Here is a 19783-nt window from a genome sequence, read left to right on the forward strand (position 1 = left end):
CGCATTCATTCTTGTATTTCACGAATTTTTGCGCTTTAATACCATACGAACAGCCATAGTTATTTTTCTTTTAATCATATGCATTTGGCTCACCTGTTCGTAGCTACTACAATGGTAAATTTATGCAGATTACCATTGATAATCACATTGCAAAACTTTACACACGTATATAGATCTCTCTAGCTAAAATACCATATAGACACTTCTTGATTTTTATGTGCAAATATGATTGTTTCTCCGCAGTAACAAGATGGGGGAAGAGTGTATAATGATCGCGCATGTTACAACTGTTGCTTTTCGCGGTCTAGAGGCAGTTCCTGTCGATGTACAAGTTATGATTTCCTCTGGTAAAATGGGAATGGCCATTGTTGGATTAGCAGATAAAGCCATCGCAGAAAGTCGTGAGCGCGTCCAAGCATCTTTTCATGCCTGTGGGCTTTCTATGCCCAATAAACGAGTAACCATTAATCTTGCTCCAGCGGACTTACCTAAAGAAGGATCGCATTACGATTTGCCAATTGCAGTAGGTCTAATGTGTGCTATGGGAATTCTTCCTCTTGAAGCAGCACAAGACTATATTATTTTAGGTGAATTATCATTGGATGGATCTATTACAGCCGTAAATGGTGTTTTACCAACTGCAATGACAGCTTTATCACTCAATAAAGGACTTATTTGTCCCTATCAATGTGGATCTGAGGCAGCATGGATAAATAAAGAAATGGATATCCTCGCACCCGAAACTCTTCTCACTATGGTTAATCATTTGAAAGGAATCCAAATCCAAAAACGCCCTGAGCCACGTCAATACACGATCCAAACTGAGCTTCCAGACCTTTCCGAAATTAAAGGACAAAAAACCGCAAAACGTGCATTAGAAGTTTGCGCAGCTGGACGACATAATCTTTTGTTTGTAGGTCCTCCCGGCGCAGGTAAATCTATGTTAGCTCAACGCTTACCTTCTATTTTACCTCCTCTTGATAACCGCGAACTTTTAGATGTTTCTCTTATTGCTTCTATAACAGGAGAAACAATGCATAATACCATTTCACTCCATTGCCCTTTTCGTGCTCCACATCATTCTGCCTCCATGGCAGCAATGATCGGTGGTGGTCTTAAAGGACAACCAGGAGAAGTATCACTTGCACATAATGGTGTTTTATTTCTTGATGAATTACCAGAATTTTCACCACAGGTTCTCGATTCCCTTCGCCAACCTTTAGAAAGCGGAGAATGTATTATTGCTCGTGCTAACTACCATATTAGTTATCCTGCCCGCATCCAACTCATCGCTGCAATGAACCCTTGTCGATGCGGTATGGCAGGTGAAAAAAACCATGTTTGCGCTAAAGGAATACGCTGTCAAATTGATTATCAATCTCGTATCTCGGGCCCTCTGCTTGACAGAATCGATTTACGAATTGATGTCCCTGCTTTAACAGCTATGGATCTTATGCAACCAGAACAATCAGAAAAAAGCTGTCATGTTGCAGAACGCGTTGCACGATGCCGTGCTATACAAGCTAAGCGTTTTACTGAACTAGGTTTTCACCATATCCGCACCAACGGTGATTGTCCTGCAAAAATAATCGAACAAATTGCTATTCCAGATAAAGACGGAGCCATACTCTTACGAAAAATAAGTGAAAAGATGCACATTTCCGCACGCGCCTATCACCGTATTCTCAAAGTTGCGCGTACCATCGCTGATCTTGATGAAACAGATCATCTTTCATGCCATCATCTTGCAGAAGCTATTTCTTATCGTCTGAGTAGTGAAAGGTTAACGAATATTAACTAAAGAAAGTGTACGTCAATAAAAACTTACCGGAAAATAGCGTAAATAAAGCTCTACAAGTTTACCATCAGCTTCCAGCGTTTTTAAAGCATAATTGAGTGTATCAGCTAATTTTACATTCTTTTTTGAAACAGCAAGCCGCATTCCTTCTCCCAAAAGCTGTGGAGCTATATATGCCCCCCCAACAAAATGGCAACAATCACCAGAGTTTGGATTATTTAACCAAGAGGATAAAGCAAATCCATCATCGAAAACAAGATCAATTTTATTATCTTGTAGCGCTTTATAAAGCTCTTCTCTATTCTTAAATCCTTGCCCTTTAGCTTTAGAAAAATAACTATGAAACAGCTTTTCGTGAGCACTTTTAAGCAAAAACCCACTGTTTAAATGTGTCAGTTTATAGCTTATTGGTTCATCAAGAATCATAGATCGATGGGCAATAAATCGAGCAGGAAAACGAAGATATGATCGAGTAAACACAAGATCTTGCCTTGTTTTTAAGGTTTCTTTTAAACCAGCGATGATTACGTCTGCATCATCATTTTTAACACTGTCTACGAGTTCTTCCCAAGGTACAACTTCTACCTCACAGAATTTATCCAAGTTTAACTTGGAGCAAATAGCACGCAACAAATCAATATTATAACCTACAAGATGTCCCGTTTTATCAATGAAGTTAAAAGGGGGGAAATCAAAAGTTGTCACAAAACGTAAACGGACTATACCTGTTATATCCGGTTGTACCAAACGTGAATGTGAATCAAAAAAAAAGGGCAATCTTCCAGCTGTTTCAGCCTTTGCAAAAGGTGTGAAGAGCAGTATGTGTATTATAAATAGGGCAAATAGTGTCTTGATAAAAATATTGCATATGTCTACAAGTATATTTATTTTCAAAACCTTCTTCTCCGATTTTTTAAAGCTAAAACGACACTATTTTTATCTATAATATCTTATGTGTTTAACTCAAATATACGGTACTTTGATAAAGTCAAATATTTTATGTTCTCTAAAGCTGTCAAAAACTTTATAATTTTCGTGTATTCTCCAAACATATTAAAGGATGTTAGAATTTAAGAATCAATATCAAAAAGACAGTATTTTTTTTTGTGGCTTTATCTCTCAGCAAATACAAAATTTATTTCTGAGAAAATACATTTTTTCTGCTCATATAAATTATCAAACATATATACTTTGATCATACTGCAAAAATATACCATCAATTTTTTAAATATCATAAATGATATGCTTTAAAATATCTTTTTTCACATGATCGAAAAACCTAAGCAACGACTCTATAGCCATCCTAAATTACTACTTTGTAGAATTTACTAAACTATTTATGAATACTTTTCGACAAACAATTGATATTATCGAATGAAGTGTAAACGTGAAGTTTGTGAATGTAACGTAACAATACAACATCATTCACATCTATAAAAATCATTCTACTATTATCTTCTTACAGCTGTTGAATATGAATCTGATATACGTTAAATGTTGAATATGATGATCCCATAAATAACTTAGCGGACAGTCAAGTTAAAAAAGCTGATAAAATATAGCAAATTGAATATAAAATGGATTAACTTATGAGTGATGAAATAACCTCACCGGCATGTAATGACGACTATGATGCCGCCTCCATAAAAGTCCTAAAAGGTCTTGATGCTGTACGCAAACGTCCCGGTATGTATATCGGTGACACTGATGATGGATCAGGCCTGCATCATATGGTATATGAGGTCGTAGATAATGCTATTGATGAAGCTTTAGCCGGTCATGCCACCCTGATAAATGTCACACTTTATGCTGATGGTTCCTGTTCTGTTCGTGATAACGGACGTGGGATCCCAACAGATATTCATCCAACAGAAGGTGTTTCAGCAGCAGAAGTCATCATGACTCAGCTTCACGCTGGTGGAAAGTTTGACCAAAATTCTTATAAAGTTTCTGGAGGATTACACGGTGTTGGCGTCTCTGTTGTTAATGCATTATCGGTTTGGTTGCAGCTTAAAATTAGGCGTAATGGTAAAATACATGAAATGTCATTTACTAATGGAGTTACTGATTCCCCGCTAAAAATTGTCGGTGATTGCAGTACAGAAAGTGGAACAGAAATAAGGTTTTTACCAAGTTCCGAAACCTTTACTATGGTTGAATTTGATTTTGAGACTTTAGAGCGTCGTTTACGAGAATTAGCCTTTTTAAATTCTGGTGTGCATATTCTTCTTGTTGACCAACGCCACGCCGATGTGCAATCAGTCGAGTTGCACTATGAGGGTGGGTTAATTGAATTTGTCAAATACATTGACCAATCAAAAAAAGCACTTCTTGATAATCCCATTTACATTACAAATGAAAAAGATGGGATGAGTGTCGAAGTTGCTTTGTGGTGGAATGATTCTTATCACGAAAAAGTATTGTGTTTTACCAACAATATTCCTCAGCGTGACGGTGGGAGCCATTTGGTTGGCTTTCGCAGTGCTCTAACACGCCAAATTAATGGCTATGCCGAATCCTCAGGTATTGTAAAAAAGGAAAAAGTTAACCTAACCGGTGATGATTGTCGCGAGGGATTAACAGCTGTTCTCTCAGTCAAAGTTCCTGATCCAAAATTTTCTTCGCAAACAAAAGATAAATTAGTTTCTTCTGAGGTACGACCTGTTGTGGAAAATTTAGTGAATGAAGGTCTTTCCACATGGTTAGAAGAACATCCTAATGAAGCAAAAATTCTCACAAGTAAAGTAGTAGAAGCTGCAGCAGCTCGTGAAGCTGCACGCAAAGCACGTGAACTTACAAGACGAAAGGGTGTTCTTGACATTACATCTCTTCCAGGAAAGCTAGCTGACTGTCAGGAACGGGATCCAGCAAAATCAGAACTCTTCATTGTTGAAGGAGATTCTGCTGGTGGCTCAGCAAAAAGTGGACGTTCACGCCAAAATCAAGCAATTTTACCCCTGCGTGGTAAAATTCTTAATGTTGAACGGGCGCGCTTCGATCGGATGCTCTCATCTGATATGATAGGAACGCTTATCACCGCTCTTGGAACTTCCATCGGTAAAGATGAATTTTCTCCAGATAAATTGCGCTATCACAAAATCATCATTATGACAGATGCAGACGTTGATGGCGCACATATTCGCACCCTACTCCTCACATTCTTTTTTAGGCAAATGCCTGAATTAATCGAACGTGGACATCTCTATATTGCTCAACCACCCCTCTATAAAGTAGCACGTGGAAAATCCTTTCAGTATATAAAAAATGAATCAGCATTCGAAGAATTTTTGATTGATGCTGGTCTAGAAAACACAACGTTAGAATTGTCAACAGGAGAGGTTCGTGCAGGCGCTGATCTGCGCCAACTTGCTGAAGATGCTCGTATATTACGCAAACTTTTAAATGGTCTTCATACTCGATACAATCACAATATTGTTGAGCAAGCAGCAATTGTTGGAGCTTTTAACCTTGAATCTTTTGCAACACCAGAAAAAGCTCAAGAAACAGCCAACAACGTAGCACATCGCCTTAATTTGATTGCGGACGATATGGAACGCAGTTGGAGTGGACAGTACACATCAAATGGAAGTTTATATTTTGAACGTATTTTACGTGGAGTTAAAGATGTTATTACTCTCGATGCAGGACTTATAAATTCAGCTGATGCACGTCAAATTGATCATGTTTCCCAAAATCTTACTGAAGTATACAGCCCTCTCCCTCTTTTACATCGAAAAGATAAATCAGAGCATATTTTTGGACCTATTGATCTATTAGAAAGTATTTTTAAAAATGGTAAAAAAGGCATAACCTTACAGCGTTATAAAGGCCTTGGAGAAATGAATGCTGACCAGCTTTGGGAAACAACTCTTAATCCCGATGCACGCACTCTTTTACAAGTTAAAATCAATGATGCAACCGATGCAGATGCACTTTTTTCTCGTTTAATGGGTGATGAAGTCGAACCTCGGCGAGCTTTTATCCAAGATAATGCTTTAAGCGTTGCTAATCTTGATATCTAACGATACTCTTTTGTTTTTGGTTGTATAAATATCATGGTTTTATACATTTTATTTTCGTATTTGAACATTCCCTCTATACTTCATTTACGATAAAAGGAGAATAAGGAGAGTTACACATATGACCACTGAAACAGAGCGCATAGGAGTCAAAGGTGGCCTGGAGTACTCTTTTGGCTTTACAAGAGTGGATGAAGCGCGAAAACAATCTATGGTTGATGATGTATTTCACTCTGTTGCCGAAAATTATGACAAGATGAATGATATTCTATCACTCGGACTACATCGTGTATGGAAAAATTCTATGGTTGCGTGGCTTTCTCCGCCTGCTATTCCCAATTGGAAAGTTCTTGATGTAGCTGGTGGTACTGGTGATATTGCCTTTCGTATTCTTAATGCTTCACAAAAACAAGCCCATGCTACCATACTCGATATTAATGGCTCGATGCTCAGTGTCGGCAAACAGCGTGCACAAAAAAATGGTCTTTTCCCTCTGATAGATTTTGTTGAAGCCAATGCAGAACATTTACCTTTTGAAGATCAAAGCTTTGATGCTTACACTATTGCCTTTGGAATCCGCAATGTACCCCATATTGATCAAGCTCTTAGAGAAGCTTTTCGTGTTTTAAAACCTGGTGGGCGGTTTCTTTGTTTAGAATTTTCAAATGTTGAAATGCCTCTTCTTGACGAGATTTATGATCTTTGGTCTTTTTATGCTATTCCCAAACTTGGTCAATTTATTGCAAATGATGGTAATTCTTATCGTTATTTGGTTGAATCTATTCGTAAATTTCCAAAGCAAGACGATTTTGTCCAGATGATAAATAATGTAGGTTTTTCACGGGTATCATACCGCAATCTCACTGGCGCAATCGCAGCATTGCATTCAGGCTGGAAAATCTGAAAATGATGCAAATCTCCACTTATTTTCAATTGATACGTGTAGGATGGGTTTTAGCACGAGAAGGTGTCTTGAGTGCTCTTCCCAGTGATGATCTTCAAGGATTTCCTGCACTATTTCATCGTGTAGCAAGTGTGCTAGCACGACGCAAAACAAAAAAAAAGCGACGATCTGAAAATATTTCATACGCCATTAATAAGCTTGGCCCCTCTTATGTAAAGCTTGGTCAATTTCTTGCTACCAGACCGGATATTGTTGGCCGTGATATTGCACAAGATTTGGTACAATTACAAGATCGTGTTCAAACATTTTCCTGCGCCGCAGCTACTACTCAAATCGAAAATTCACTAGGCAAATCTATTAATGATTTATTCGTAAACTTTTATCCCCCTATTGCCGGAGCTTCTATTGCCCAAGTGCATCCAGCTGAATATTATGATGCGAAAGGCTATATAAAAAAATGTGCTGTTAAAGTTATCCGCCCCAATATTAGAGCCCGTTTTGCCAAAGATCTGAGAGGTTTCTATCTCATTGCTAATTTGCAAGAACGTTATGTTCCTGCCTCTCGACGCTTACGTCCTGTTTGTGTTGTTGATACCTTAGCACAAACTACCCGTATTGAAATGGATTTACGGTTAGAAGCAGCAGCAATATCAGAAATGGCCGAAAATATCCAACAGGATGAAGGCTTTCGAGTTCCACAAATTGATTGGGAACGAACAGGACGTAATGTTTTAACAATGGAATGGATCGATGGTATAAGAATATCTGAAATTTCCGCACTCAAAGAAGCCGGTTTTGATCTACAAAATCTAGCAACTACGCTTATTCAATCCTTTCTTCGCCATACATTACGCGATGGTTTTTTTCATGCCGATATGCATCCTGGTAATTTATTTGTAGACCCAACAGGATGTATTGTTGCTGTTGATTTGGGAATTACAGGACGACTTGGCAAAAAAGAAAAACATTTCCTTGCTGAAATCCTCTATGGTTTTATTATCCGAGACTATAATAGAGTCGCACGTGCTCACTTTGAAGCAGGGTATGTGCCTCCACACCATAACATTGAAAGCTTTGCTCAAGCCAACCGCGCCATAGGTGAGCCAATTCACGGACAATCTGCACAAAGCATTTCCATGGCCAAGTTGCTCACTCTATTGTTTGAAGTCACTGAATTATTTGATATGCAAACACGACCTGAGCTTTTATTACTACAAAAAACCATGGTTGTTGTTGAAGGTGTAGCCCGCACATTGGATCCAAATTTTAATATGTGGAAAGCCTCTGAACCAGTTGTGAAAGAATGGATTAGCAAAAATTTAGGCCCTGTAGGAATTGCAAAAGACTTTAGTGAGGGAGCGCAAGTCCTCTTTTCGTTAGCGCGTAAAGCACCCCAATTGGTCCAAAATTTCCAACGCATGGAAGAAGACCTTAATCACGTGATAAAAACAGGATTTAATCTTTCTCCCACCACCCTTAAGCAGCTTGCTGCAGAACAAAGTCGCACCAACCGTTATGGACGTTATAGTCTATTCATCATTGCTCTTTGTTGTATTTGTCTAATTTTTTATCTTTTCTAAGCTATTAAATATGCTAAAAGGTACTGGTTATGAAATCATTGCAATCATTTTGTTTATCGGATATATTTTATGGCAAGTATTACTATTCGTAATCTCTCACTTGAAGCTAAAGAATCTTTGCGTGTACGTGCCGCACAAAACGGTGTTTCTATGGAAGAAGAAGCTCGTCGCCTTTTAAGTAATCCCACTTCTCCAATCATACAATCATCTTCAGCAAGTATTGTTGAATTGCAATCATTGAAATCAAAATCTATCCTCCTTATTATTGGTGGTAGTATTGCAGCCTATAAAGCACTTGATCTGATTCGACGTTTGCAAGAACGTGGAGCACACTTAAATATCGTTATGACAAAATCTGCTCAAAAATTCATTACTCCTTTAGCAGCTGAAGCTCTAAGTGGTGGTAATGTATATAGCGATTTGTTTTCACGCGAAGAGGAACACGATATTGGCCATATCCGATTAGCGCGTGATACTGATTTGATCATTTTAGCACCAGCTACAGCCAGTCGCATTGCAAAAATAACCAGCGGCATAGGAGATGATCTAGCCAGCTGCATACTTTTAGCAGCACGATGTCCACTTTTGATTGCACCAGCAATGAATCCAGCCATGTGGACACACCCTGCAACGATTCGCAATATCGCTCAACTGCACGCAGATGGGGTTCATATAGTGGGACCAGAAATCGGAAAAATGGCTGAACGCGATGAGATCGGTTGTGGACGTATGAGTGAACCTTTAACTATCGTGTCCTCAGTAGAAACTCTTTTGGGTGTGCAAGAAAAGCCACTTTCTGGCCGTCATTTTATCGTTACTTCCGGACCAACTCATGAACCAATTGATCCAGTGCGTTATCTTGCTAACCGCTCTTCGGGTAAACAAGGACATGCCATTGCAGAAGCTCTCGCGCATTTGGGTGCCAAGGTAACGCTTATTTGTGGACCAGTTGATATTGCTGATCCACAAAAGGTAAAAACCATTCATGTTGAAACAGCATGTCAGATGCTACAAGCCGTTCAAGACGCATTACCTGCTGATGGAGCTATTTTTGTTGCTGCTGTTTGCGATTGGCGCAGCCAGACACAATCTCTACATAAAATCAAAAAGAGTATCAATAAAACACCACCATCCTTACAAATGGTCGAAAATCCTGATATTTTAGCAACAATTGGACATGCTTCAAATCGCCCCTTACTTGTGATTGGCTTTGCTGCTGAAACGTCTAATATGATTGCCAATGCGCAAAAAAAATGTATAGAAAAAGGAGCCGATTTTATTCTTGCTAATGATGTTTCTCTTCGCATCGATGGAACAAGAACTATGGGTTCTGATATAAATCAGGTTTATCTCGTGAGCAAAGAAAATGTCGAACCGTGGCCACAAATGAGTAAGCAACAGGTAGCTCAAAAATTAGCAAGCGTTATTGTATCATTTTTTTACTCTTTTTCTCCTTCTCATGAAAGAGAATGAAATGGAACTCTCTCTCAAGGAGGGACTGCACGTATAACTAAAAAAATGAAGGATATAGATAATCCTTATCTTCATAGAATCTGCAATCCGTTCATGACGTAAATTGAAAAAATTGCCTATCTAAGCAACTTCTATCGTACAACATTTTTTAGCAATGCATGATACAAAATAAGTAACTCCCATTCTGCTTTTTAATGATACATAAAAATGATAAATTCATCTAATTCGCACAAGAATATTTATAATTTTAAATCTTGGCTTAGCTTGTGAATTTTTTTATTGCATCAACCGCAACCATAATCGGTAGCTCTTTATATGCCTATCACAAAGCGATTTTTGTTTCTATTCCTATTCTTAATTTAACATTACCATATCTATTATTTTATAAATTACGATAACCTTATTTATGTTTACAGTTATGAAGGTTTTTCTCTTTAATGTTACCTCATTAACGTTAATGGTTTACTGGATGCTGGCCTTTTATAATAAATAAATAAAAAATTTACCAGTTAACGTAGATAATAAATTGGTATCAAGGAAAAAAACAAATGATGTAAGTTATTTAAATAACTAATAAATTTGTTGTAATTAGTACTTTTATTCAGACTACTGCTATAATTTGGAAATACAAAAAATAAAATAATAACGAAGTTAGAGCTGTACGTACATTAGTAAAAGTATTAAGCAAAATCCTTGAGTTAGCAGGTCAAGTGAGTTTGGCCACTCAGTCCTATATTCCCTCGACTCACACAAAAAATGTATAATATTTTAAAGAGAGGTTACAAAGATGAACTGGATTACAAATTATGTTCGACCTAAAATCAACTCTATATTAGGACGCCGTGAAATTCCAGAAAACCTGTGGGTCAAAGATCCCACTAGTGGTGAAATGGTGTTTCATAAAGATTTAGAAATTAACCAATATGTTATCCCCAATTCTGGCTATCACATGCGTATCAGTGCTAAAAATCGTCTGAAACATTTTTTTGATGATGGTGTGTATACGCCTATTGAAAATCCAAAAGTTGTAATGGATCCTTTAAAATTTCGTGATGAAAAACGCTACATTGACAGGTTAAAAGATTATCGCTCCAAACTTGGAGTCGATGATAATATTTTAAGTGCACGAGGTACTATTGAGGATTTACCAATTGTTGCAATTGTACAAGATTTTGCCTTTATGGGTGGATCACTCGGCATCGCTTCAGGAGAAGCTATCATAAAAGCTTTTCACACTGCCATTTCTGATAAATGCCCTTTAGTCCTTTTTGTTGCGTCCGGTGGAGCACGTATGCAAGAGGGAACATTGTCATTGATGCAAATGCCCCGTACAACTGTAGCTGTTGAAATGATGAAAGAAGCAAAACTTCCTTATATAGTGGTTCTTACTAACCCAACTACCGGTGGTGTAACTGCTTCTTATGCTATGCTTGGCGATATACACATTGCCGAACCTGGTGCTATGATTGGTTTCGCTGGACCACGTGTCATTCAACAAACCATACGAGAAACTTTACCAGAAGGCTTTCAAAGCAGTGAATATTTACTTGAACATGGCATGATTGACATGGTTGTATCGCGTTTAGAAATGAAAGCTACCATCGCACAACTTCTACGCCTGATGATGAAACATCCTGCAGCTCTTAATCCTTCAAATCCATCCCCAACAAATTCGCAAGCATCGCTTTTCAAAACAGAAGCTGCTTAAACTATGAAAAAAAATAAAGTGCAAAATGTGATAGATAGTTTACTAAAAATCTATCCGAAAAAACTTGATCTTTCTTTAGAGCGTATTTTTCGCCTTTTGGAGCGTCTTGGGAATCCACACTTAAAGCTTGCACCTGTTATTCACGTAGCTGGAACAAATGGCAAAGGATCTGCGTCAGCTATTTGTCGTTCTCTTTTAGAAAGTGCAGGTTACTGCGTTCATGTGTACAGCTCACCTCATTTAGTCAACTGGAATGAACGCTGTCGACTCGGTCACACAGGAAATGGCCAGCTTGTTACAGAAAGCCAATTAATTGAAACAATTCATCACGTTATAAAAGTAAATCGTCAAGAACCAATTACTATTTTTGAAATTTTTACAGCAACTGCCTTTATGCTATTCAGCATACACCCAGCAGATGCAGTAATTTTAGAAGTTGGATTAGGAGGATGTTTTGATGCTACAAATGTAATTAATAAACCAGCAGTATCCCTTATTATGCCAATTGATTACGATCATGAAACTTTTCTCGGAAATAAAATTACACAAATTGCTTTTCAAAAAGGAGGCATTATAAAATCAGCAGTTCCAGTTGTTATCAGTAAACAAGACCATAATGAAACCATTTCCATTTTAACGACCCTAGCTGATAAAAATAAAGCACCTTATTTTCTGTTTGGTCAAGATTATCAAAGCTATACAGAACACGGACGCCTAATATTTCAAAACAGCCAAGGTTTAATGGATCTTCCACTACCTAAACTCGTAGGAGATCATCAAATTACCAACACGGGAGCCGCTATTGAAGCAATTCATCACGCAGGTTTCCGACCTTCACAAAAAGAAATAAGCCATGCTCTAAAAAATATTTATTGGCCAGCACGCATGCAGCACCTTACCCATGGATATCTTGTCGATCAACTTTCTCCTCATATTGATCTATGGCTAGATGGTGGACATAATCCTGCTGCGGGAAAAATTATTGCAGAAGAACTTACTAAATGGAAAAAAAGATCAAATCGTTCTATTATTATGATCGTCGGAATGCTTAATACCAAAGATACTATTGGTTATTTTCGTCCTCTAAAACAGCTCGTAGATAAAGTATATACTATCCCTTTGACTAATAACAACATGGGCATTTGTCCAAAAATTTTAGCTAGATCCGCCCGAGAAGTAGGGCTCTGTGCCACACCACAAATTAATCTACAAAATACCTTACATAAAATTAATTTAGAGCATAAAGAAGCGATTGTCCTAATTAGCGGTTCTCTTCACCTTATGGGCGATATTTTACGTGACAATAAAACACCGCCATGCTAGAAATCGACTATTCGTGTAGCTTAACAAGGTAGACATTTCAACCATGCAGCTTGATTGTGCACTTTATCAGCATCCTAAACTTATTACTGTTTTTGGTGGGTCTGGTTTCGTGGGACGGCATATCGTCGAAACTTTAACAAAGCGAGGTTATCGCGTTCGCATTGCTGTTCGTCGTCCTCAAAAAGCTTATTACATGCTTCAAATAGGAGAAGTAGGGCAAACCCAAATGCTCATAACTGACGTCAGGCATCGCTCCTCTGTTGCACGTGCACTGGTTGGAGCAGATGGTGCAATATTTCTTCCTTGCAGCTTAGCACAAGCAAATAAATCGAATTTTCAAGATACCCAGATCGAGGGTACGCAAAATGTTTCCGAATTAACAGCTGAAGCTGGTATTCCTCTAATCTATATGTCAGATCTTGTAGCCAATCAAAATGCTTCATTTCTCTACGCACAAGTCAAATTTATAAGTGAACAAATCGTCCGTAGCAAACATCCTAAAGCAATTATTATGCGTCCATCAGTGATTTTTGGAGCAGAAGATTGTTTTTTTAATACCTTAGCAAATTTGTCGCGTTTTTTGCCGATTATGCCACTTTTCGGAGGGGGACAAAGCAAATTACAACCTGTGTATGTTGGTGATATAGCTGAATTTGTTGTACATGCTTTAGAAGAACGTACTATCTTTGGAAAGAGCTATGATCTTGGCGGCCCTCAGGTTGTTACATTCCAAAGTATCATTGAGAATATATTAAAAATCATTCATCGCAAAAAAATAATTCTATCTATGCCTCTTTCTACTGGGCTTTTGATTGGAGGTCTGTTAGGGTTTATCGGCAAAGTTCCTCTCATACCGACACTAGTGACAGCTAATCAGATACGCTTTCTGCAAGTAGATAATGTTGTGTCTCAAGAAGCTGTAAAAAGCAGATACACTCTCGAGGGTGTGGGAATTACTCCTAGATCTATGACCGCTATCTTACCAAATTATTTATGGCGATTCCGTCCACAGGGTCAATTTTCCAAAAATTTACCAGCGTAGCGTATATTCTCTTTATTATCGAATTAAATTGATTTCGCCCAATTAAGCTTACTTTAACTAAGAAATAATTTCTATACTGGTAAAAAAGTATACATGTCTAGCTTTTTTCAAAAAAACAATTCAAAATAATCTTCTTTACTATCCCACCATCATAACATTAAAAAAATCAATCAATGCTAATAAATCTTACTCACGTATTAAAGCTTTTTATACGTTCCTTTACACCCTATCAATAGATGTCATTATACTGCAAAATGCTGCAAACCCACATAAATCGAAGCAATAAAATTTACTTCCTATTTATAAAGAACTATTTCTGAAATTATTGGTGGTTTAATTTTTTAAGCAAGAAGTGATAATATATAAACTCTTGTATGTATCAATGACTAATTCTAGTAGTGCTACAGGTGCAGCGACAAAAATTACAATCCCAAAAATGACCGGTGGCAAGCAATGCAATCAGAGGAACTGACAACATAATCAAAACTTCTAAAATGATAGAAAATAAATTTAAAGATAGTGGTACTAAACCTTAATATTATTCTAAAAATTCACGCACAACGTTTGGTATTTATTCACTTAGAACTAATAAATTGAATGCAAAATCTCTTTCTTAAAACACAAGAAATATTACTAAAAATTTGATTACAAATAACGGAAATTTTCAGCGCTTATTCTGTACTTATCATAAAAGATTTCTATAATATGAATTAAGAAAGAGACTATTGCCCCTTTCTTAACTGTTTATTAAAATCCTTGGACACTATCTGTAGAGGTTACTTCTTCATCATTCGTAGAAGTCACTTCTTCATCATTCGCAGAAGTCACTTCTTCATCAAAAGACTCTTGCATTTTCTCTTCTTGTTGTACTTCTTGCTTTTTTTCTTCGTTTTTATCGCAAGCAACAACAAAAAAACCTGCAGTTAACATGACCATACACAATAAAATCAACTTTTTCATTTTACCCCTCTCTAAACATCCCCGAAAAGGGATTTTACTTCCTATCCTAACATCAAGATACAGCTTCAGTTATCATCACTTTCTTATTTTATCAATAAGTGTTATTATCGACACTCACGACAAATGCCTCATGAGGACGTAATAGAATCATGCTAGCTAAAACTAATTACAGAGATTGCGGTTGTAACATACACTCATTCCTTTGTACAACCGCTAATTTATCGTGATACGATAGATCCTTCACGAACAGATCATCATTATTATACTTCTTAGCATCATTCTTAATGCATAACACAACCATCAATTAATACGTAAATACATGTCTTCTAAACAATTTGATAAAACCTTAAAAAGGATTTTCATATAAGAAATCCTTTCTATTTGCTTGCATTTTTCTTTAATTTCTCCTACCGTCTCGGAAAAGATAACTCAAAGGAATACAAAATGGCAGCTCAAGATTATGTTGTCAAAGATATTACGCTTGCTGCCTATGGTCGTCAAGAACTTGATATTGCCGAAACAGAAATGCCTGGTTTGATGGCTTGCCGTGAAGAGTTTTTCTCTAGTCAACCTTTGCGCGGAGCACGTATTTCTGGATCATTGCACATGACGATTCAGACGGCTGTTTTGATTGAAACACTAAAAGCAATTGGTGCCGATGTGAGGTGGTGTTCTAGTAATATTTTTTCTACACAAGATCACGCAGCAGCAGCCATTGCAGCTACTGGTACTGCTATTTTTGCAGTCAAAGGCGAAACACTTGAAGAATATTGGACTTATATAGATGCAATCTTCCAATGGCCTGATGGCAATCCATCTAATCTCATATTGGATGATGGAGCTGATGCTACAAACTATATTTTAACAGGATACAAAGCGGAAACAAAGGAAGACATCCTGTCTCATCCCAAAACAAAAGAAGAGGAATTTTTTTTCAAGCAAATTCAGAAACGTATGAACGCAACACCAGGTTTTTTTACACGCCAACGTGCAGCAATCAAAGGTATAAGTGAAGAAACCACAACAGGTGTAAACCGCCTTTATCAATTACAAAAAGCGGGACTTCTTCCTTTTCCTGCCATTAATGTCAATGATAGTGTTACCAAATCGAAATTTGATAATAAGTATGGATGTAGAGAATCGTTAGTGGATGGTATCCGACGTGGAACAGATGTAATGATAGCTGGCAAAACAGCCATTGTTTGCGGTTATGGCGATGTAGGAAAAGGTTCAGCGGCATCTCTTTCAAGTGCTGGTGCTCGTGTCAAAGTAACAGAAATTGACCCAATCTGTGCTCTTCAAGCAGCTATGGATGGCTACGAAGTAGTTACTTTAGACGATGCGGCCTCCAGTGCTGATATCATCATAACAACAACCGGAAATAAAGATGTTGTGCGCTTAGACCATATACAACAAGTTAAAGACATGTGTATTCTTGGAAATATTGGTCACTTTGATAATGAAATCCAAGTATCCGCTCTTAGAAATTTGCTATGGACGAATATTAAGCCACAGGTCGATATGATTACCTTTCCTGATGGTAAACGCATAATTTTATTGTCTGAAGGTCGTTTATTAAACCTTGGTAATGCAACAGGTCATCCCTCTTTTGTTATGTCAGCCTCATTTACCAATCAAGTTTTAGCGCAAATTGAACTTTTCACTCATGCAGAAAACTATGCAAATAAAGTCACTGTTTTGCCCAAACACCTTGATGAAAAAGTTGCACGTCTTCATCTCGATAGGCTGGGAATAAAATTAAGCATTCTATCAGAAGAACAAGCTGCCTATATCGGAGTTACACCACAAGGACCTTATAAACCAAATCATTACCGTTACTAAAACATTTCCTTGGGGTATCAAAAAAAGGAAAATGCATCGTGCTCAACTTTGGTGACTATTCCTCCAAAGAAAAGGCTCAAAAAATGATCCGGATCTGTGCTGATGTTTTTTGCCTTTTTTTCTTTTTTTCTCCAACATATGCTCTTGCTCAGTCATTTACGACGTATCTACCATCTGACTTCAATTTTCCAGATGGTCTGTGGCTTATTTTAACACTCTGTGGAGGTATTTCTTGTGCCTCATTTCTTGCATGCATAATAATTATCATGGATGCCAAAAAATCCATATGGAAGCCTTTAAAGACTATTCAATCAGATTTTTCCGAAAAACTTAAACTATACGAATGGCTTCTAGAAGAAACTGGACAATATCTCCTTATTTGGGAAAACCCAACAGCCTTACCAATCACAGTTGGTAATATTCCTGAATTAAAAAAAATGGGAATTAGTCAGCAAAACTTCCAACATTTCGAGCTTTGGCTCGAAGAACCTTCTCTACAAGATCTTAATCATGCATTAACCCAATTGCGCTGTAAATGTCATCCTTTTGAACTTTCGATTATCACCGCAAACAATATACCATTACAAGTTACAGGTATTATTACAAGAACAGCAGCTATTGCACGTTTTCAAGATATCTCAATACAACAGATTGAAAATTCACGTTTACAAAAAGATATTACACGACTTCTTGTAGAGATAAGAATGCAGCGTAATCTTCTTGACCGTATTCAAGAGCCTGTATGGATACGAGATCATGAAGGAAAAATCTATTTTATTAATCGTGCCTTCAGAGAAATAGCAAATATTCGAGAAAACAGCAATGAGGTAGCTGATCTTTTCAACGAAACAACACTATGCAAAACAGATGAAATAGAAACAGTTTTTCAAGATCATGTTCATACCGTAATTAATGGAGAACGACATCATTTTTATCTAACGCGTATTACAACAAACGAAGGAATGGCAGCTTTTGCTCGTGATGACAGTGCATATGAAAACCTTTCTCGTGAAATGGAACGAATTCTTCAAAACCATTATGAAACACTTGACCAAATCTCAACAGCTGTGGCAATTTTCGATGCTAATCAAAAATTAAAATTCTGCAACCATGCTTTTAAAGTTTTGTGGCCATTAGAAAGCTCTTTTCTAGAAAGTGAACCGAGTCATACATTATTTCTTGAACGTTTGCGCGAAGAAGGGCTCATCGGAGATCATCCTGATTGGCGTGCATGGAAAGAAGAACTGTTTAAAGCTTACCGACAAACAGAATCAAATCAACAAATTTGGAATCTTCCAGATGGTCGCACAGTACGTGTTCTTTCCAATTTTCATCCACAAGGAGGCGTTACTTGGCTTTATGAAAACCTTACCGAAAAAATTGATCTTGAGCGACGCTATAATACATTAATAAAAATACAAGGTGAAACACTTGAAAAACTTTCTGAAGGAGTCGTTGTTTTTGGTACCGATGGGCGTCTTCGTTTATCAAATCCAGCCTTATCAAAATTGTGGTCTTTGCCCTATAATTTACAAGTAGAAGGTACCCACATTACGCAATTACAAGTCTATTGCTCATCTTTAATAGTAGGAGAAGAATGGAATCAATTCACTAAAATCATTACTGGTTTTGCTGAAAAGCGCGAGACATACGCTGGTCGTATGAACCTGAAAAATGGAGTAATTATTGACTACACAGTGGTACCACTACCAGATGGACAAACAATGCTAACATTTGTGAATGTTACTGACACCATCCATGTTGCGCGTGCTCTGCAAGAAAAAAATGAAGCTTTAGAAAAAGCTGAGCATTTGCGCAATGAATTTGTCAAACATGTTTCCTATGAATTACGCACACCTCTCACCAATATTATTGGATTTTCTGATATTCTACGTGACCAACTTTTTGGCTCTATCAATGAACGCCAACATGAATACCTTAGACATATTCATTCAGAATCAAGCGCTCTTTTAAACATTGTCAACGACATTCTTGACCTTGCAACACTTGATGCAGGTATCATGGAATTAGATATAAAACCTGTCAACATTGCTGATGCTATGATGCAAGCAGTAATGCGCGTAGAAGAACGTCTTAATGGGCGCCATATTACACTTTTACAACAAATTTCTCCTTTCTTAAATTTCATTTCAGCCGATGCAACACGTCTGCATCAAATTTTTGTTAATGTACTCAGTAATGCTATTAATTTTGCAACAGAAGCAAGCACAATTGAATTTTGTGCCGATGAACAAGATAATCAGATTATCTTTAGTGTTCACAACGATGGATCTGATATTCCCAAAGATATCCTTGACAGAGTTTTCAAACGCTTTTCTTCCCATTCACATCACGGTGTGCGTGCAGGAGCCGGTCTTGGTCTTTCTCTTGTCAAAAGCTTTGTTGAACTCCATGGTGGACATGTTGAAATTATGACTGGCACAGGACAAGGAACAACAGTTAAATGTTTTTTTCCAGTTTCCAAAATAGATAAATTTTTTTAAGCTGATGTTTTGTTATTACAAAATTTCTTCTCATACATTTCACGGAAATGAAAATGAATTTTAGTTTTTTTCTTGAAAATGAAGAAGCAACCAAGCTTTTTGCACAAAATTTGGCTCTTGCTTTAAAACCTGGCGATCTTGTGACATTACAGGGTGATATTGGAACAGGAAAATCAACCATAGCACGCGCACTTATCCATACACTTGCCAACGACAATACCATGGATATTCCAAGTCCTACTTTTACTATTGTTCAAAATTATCAACTTCCACAATTTGAAATTATTCATGCTGATCTTTATCGCATCTCGATAGCAGAAGAAATCGATGAACTAGGGTTTCATGAGGCACGTAAACAAAGCATTTTACTCATTGAATGGCCAGAAAAAAGCGAAAATCGTCTGGGACCTGTTACCTTCGCTATCACTCTCCAGTATGAAGGTCGCGGACGTCACATAACTCTAACATCAGAAGAACACTCCATTAAACGTCTACAGCAGTCTTTTATAAACAGATTTCAAAAACTCTAAAGATTTGTGTATACTTCTATTTTCTAAAGCTTGAATCAAGAAATGAACCTCTTTTGAAAAGCACAATAGATACTTCACTATTTATCTTTTGCGAACCATT

General features: G+C 37.3%; 12 protein-coding genes and 1 pseudogene. 11 read left to right on the top strand and 2 right to left on the bottom strand.

From position 1 onward, the window contains the following. Window positions 1-268 precede the first annotated feature (268 nt). Window positions 269-1801, top strand: a complete 1533-nt coding sequence (locus V3565_RS03235; RefSeq protein WP_455477784.1) for a YifB family Mg chelatase-like AAA ATPase — start codon at window positions 269-271, stop codon at window positions 1799-1801. A gap of 12 nt (window positions 1802-1813) precedes the next feature. Here the strand turns inward: V3565_RS03235 and V3565_RS03240 are convergent, their stop codons facing one another. Further along, window positions 1814-2668, bottom strand: a complete 855-nt coding sequence (locus V3565_RS03240; protein WP_455478857.1) for a transporter substrate-binding domain-containing protein — start codon at window positions 2666-2668, stop codon at window positions 1814-1816. Window positions 2669-3387: 719 nt separating this feature from the next. Here V3565_RS03240 and gyrB point away from each other — a divergent pair. The 7 genes from gyrB (at window position 3388) to V3565_RS03275 (ending at window position 13847) form a co-directional block, all read left to right on the top strand. After that, window positions 3388-5820, top strand: coding sequence for a DNA topoisomerase (ATP-hydrolyzing) subunit B (gene gyrB, locus V3565_RS03245; RefSeq protein ID WP_455477785.1), 2433 nt, complete (start codon window positions 3388-3390; stop codon window positions 5818-5820). A 118-nt stretch (window positions 5821-5938) separates the two neighbouring features. Next, window positions 5939-6721 (top strand): bifunctional demethylmenaquinone methyltransferase/2-methoxy-6-polyprenyl-1,4-benzoquinol methylase UbiE, encoded by a 783-nt coding sequence (gene ubiE / locus V3565_RS03250; RefSeq protein ID WP_455477786.1) that lies wholly within the window; start codon window positions 5939-5941, stop codon window positions 6719-6721. Window positions 6722-6723: 2 nt separating this feature from the next. Next, window positions 6724-8301 carry a 2-polyprenylphenol 6-hydroxylase gene (gene ubiB, locus V3565_RS03255; RefSeq protein WP_455477787.1) on the top strand — a complete coding sequence of 526 codons (1578 nt, stop codon included), beginning with the start codon at window positions 6724-6726 and terminating at the stop codon, window positions 8299-8301. 69 nt (window positions 8302-8370) lie between these two features. Continuing rightward, window positions 8371-9774, top strand: a complete 1404-nt coding sequence (gene coaBC / locus V3565_RS03260) for a bifunctional phosphopantothenoylcysteine decarboxylase/phosphopantothenate--cysteine ligase CoaBC (RefSeq protein WP_455477788.1) — start codon at window positions 8371-8373, stop codon at window positions 9772-9774. A gap of 787 nt (window positions 9775-10561) precedes the next feature. After that, a complete protein-coding gene (gene accD, locus V3565_RS03265; protein ID WP_455477789.1) occupies window positions 10562-11482 on the top strand; it encodes an acetyl-CoA carboxylase, carboxyltransferase subunit beta in 921 nt (306 codons plus the stop codon). A 3-nt stretch (window positions 11483-11485) separates the two neighbouring features. Beyond that, window positions 11486-12805: a bifunctional folylpolyglutamate synthase/dihydrofolate synthase gene (locus V3565_RS03270; protein WP_455477790.1), complete on the top strand. Its 1320-nt coding sequence runs from the start codon at window positions 11486-11488 to the stop codon at window positions 12803-12805. 43 nt (window positions 12806-12848) lie between these two features. After that, window positions 12849-13847, top strand: a complete 999-nt coding sequence (locus tag V3565_RS03275) for a complex I NDUFA9 subunit family protein (protein ID WP_455477791.1) — start codon at window positions 12849-12851, stop codon at window positions 13845-13847. A gap of 747 nt (window positions 13848-14594) precedes the next feature. On the opposite strand, the gene V3565_RS03280 is transcribed toward V3565_RS03275, so the two are convergent. Continuing rightward, a complete protein-coding gene (locus tag V3565_RS03280) occupies window positions 14595-14807 on the bottom strand; it encodes a hypothetical protein (RefSeq protein ID WP_455477792.1) in 213 nt (70 codons plus the stop codon). A 444-nt stretch (window positions 14808-15251) separates the two neighbouring features. On the opposite strand from V3565_RS03280, the gene ahcY reads away from it, so the two are divergent. The 3 genes and pseudogenes from ahcY to tsaE all read left to right on the top strand — a co-directional run. Then, window positions 15252-16649 carry an adenosylhomocysteinase gene (gene ahcY / locus V3565_RS03285; protein WP_455477793.1) on the top strand — a complete coding sequence of 466 codons (1398 nt, stop codon included), beginning with the start codon at window positions 15252-15254 and terminating at the stop codon, window positions 16647-16649. A 38-nt stretch (window positions 16650-16687) separates the two neighbouring features. Beyond that, window positions 16688-19153, top strand: a complete 2466-nt coding sequence (locus V3565_RS03290) for an ATP-binding protein (protein ID WP_455477794.1) — start codon at window positions 16688-16690, stop codon at window positions 19151-19153. A gap of 53 nt (window positions 19154-19206) precedes the next feature. Then, window positions 19207-19668: pseudogene (gene tsaE, locus V3565_RS03295) on the top strand (tRNA (adenosine(37)-N6)-threonylcarbamoyltransferase complex ATPase subunit type 1 TsaE); the annotation flags it as partial. Window positions 19669-19783: the final 115 nt, after the last annotated feature.

It is taken from the genome of Bartonella sp. B10 (genome assembly GCF_053794435.1).

Coding starts and splice junctions, on each gene's coding strand:
- V3565_RS03235 (WP_455477784.1), top strand. CDS start 269: ATGATCGCGCATGTTACAACTGTTGCTTTTCGCGGTCTAGAGGCAGTT.
- gyrB (WP_455477785.1), top strand. CDS start 3,388: ATGAGTGATGAAATAACCTCACCGGCATGTAATGACGACTATGATGCC.
- ubiE (WP_455477786.1), top strand. CDS start 5,939: ATGACCACTGAAACAGAGCGCATAGGAGTCAAAGGTGGCCTGGAGTAC.
- ubiB (WP_455477787.1), top strand. CDS start 6,724: ATGATGCAAATCTCCACTTATTTTCAATTGATACGTGTAGGATGGGTT.
- coaBC (WP_455477788.1), top strand. CDS start 8,371: ATGGCAAGTATTACTATTCGTAATCTCTCACTTGAAGCTAAAGAATCT.
- accD (WP_455477789.1), top strand. CDS start 10,562: ATGAACTGGATTACAAATTATGTTCGACCTAAAATCAACTCTATATTA.
- V3565_RS03270 (WP_455477790.1), top strand. CDS start 11,486: ATGAAAAAAAATAAAGTGCAAAATGTGATAGATAGTTTACTAAAAATC.
- V3565_RS03275 (WP_455477791.1), top strand. CDS start 12,849: ATGCAGCTTGATTGTGCACTTTATCAGCATCCTAAACTTATTACTGTT.
- V3565_RS03280 (WP_455477792.1), bottom strand. CDS start 14,807: ATGAAAAAGTTGATTTTATTGTGTATGGTCATGTTAACTGCAGGTTTT.
- ahcY (WP_455477793.1), top strand. CDS start 15,252: ATGGCAGCTCAAGATTATGTTGTCAAAGATATTACGCTTGCTGCCTAT.